Source organism: Streptococcus mitis, assembly GCF_001579035.1.
Taxonomy (GTDB): domain Bacteria; phylum Bacillota; class Bacilli; order Lactobacillales; family Streptococcaceae; genus Streptococcus; species Streptococcus mitis_J.
On sequence record NZ_KQ970286.1, the window covers coordinates 64,443 to 65,667 of the forward strand.

The following is a 1,225-nucleotide window of genomic DNA, read 5'->3' on the forward strand; positions in this document are numbered from 1 at the left end:
CAGGCTTTGATTTTTACAGTCTTCAATAGATTTTCACCCCCTATTTGTGGTATAATGAAACGATACGATAGAAAGAATAATGAACAATATGACTGATTTAAAAGCAATTCAGGATCGTAGCCTGGAGATGGCTGAATATTTTGTTGCCTTTTGCAAGGAGCATGATTTACTTTGTTATCTCTGTGGTGGAGGTGCTATTGGTGCCCTTCGAAACAAGGGCTTTATTCCTTGGGATGACGACCTAGACTTTTTTATGCCCCGTAAAGATTATGAGAAATTAGCAGAATTATGGCCTCGCTATGCAGATGAGCGTTATTTCTTGTCAAAGAGTCACAAGGATTTTGTCGACCGCAATCTTTTTATTACCATTCGTGACAAGGAAACGACCTGTATCAAACCTTATCAGCAGGATTTAGAATTGCCACATGGTTTGGCCTTGGATGTCTTGCCTTTGGATTATTATCCGAAAAATCCAGCTGAGCGGAAGAAACAGGTTCGCTGGGCCTTGATTTATTCACTCTTTTGTGCCCAAACTATTCCAGAAAAGCATGGCGCACTTATGAAATGGGGAAGCCGTATTTTACTGGGCGTGACACCAAAATCTCTCCGTTATCGCATTTGGAAAAAAGCTGAGAAAGAAATGACTAAGTATGATTTGGCTGAGAGCGATGGCATCACAGAATTATGCTCAGGTCCTGGCTACATGAGAAACAAGTACCTAATCGAATCTTTTGAAGATAATCTTTTCTTGCCATTTGAAGAAACAGAGATGCCTATTCCAGTTGGCTACGATGCCTATCTCAGCACTGCTTTTGGAGATTATATGACGCCACCACCAGCAAATAAGCAAGTACCGCATCATGATGCTGTCATCGCTGATATGGATAAGTCTTATACAGAATACAAGGGAGAATATGGAGAATGATGGGAGAAAAAATAAGCGTTATCGTTCCAGTCTACAATGTAGAAGCCTATCTGGAGCGATGTGTGGAGTCAATTCTTCATCAGACTTATACTCATTTTGAACTAATCCTAATAAATGATGGATCTACTGATTCCAGTGGACAAATCTGTGATCATTTAGCATATCAGTATGAAAATATCAAGGTTTACCATATCGAAAATGCTGGTGTTTCTAATGCCAGAAATACTGGGATTCAGCTAGCGACGGGTGCTTGGATAACTTTTGTTGATAGTGATGATTTCGTCACTAAGGATTACCTAG

General features: G+C 40.0%; 2 protein-coding genes. Both read left to right on the plus strand.

Annotated elements, in window-relative coordinates; translation table 11 throughout:
- Positions 1–79: 79 nt before the first annotated feature.
- Positions 80–925 carry a LicD family protein gene (locus SMIDD26_RS02575; protein ID WP_134990117.1) on the plus strand — a complete coding sequence of 282 codons (846 nt, stop codon included), beginning with the start codon at positions 80–82 and terminating at the stop codon, positions 923–925.
- The coding region (locus SMIDD26_RS02580; RefSeq protein ID WP_134990141.1) for a glycosyltransferase family 2 protein at positions 922–1,225 on the plus strand (304 nt) is incomplete at its 3' end. The genes SMIDD26_RS02575 and SMIDD26_RS02580, both read left to right, overlap by 4 nt.

Coding starts and splice junctions, on each gene's coding strand:
- SMIDD26_RS02575 (WP_134990117.1), top strand. CDS start 80: ATGAACAATATGACTGATTTAAAAGCAATTCAGGATCGTAGCCTGGAG.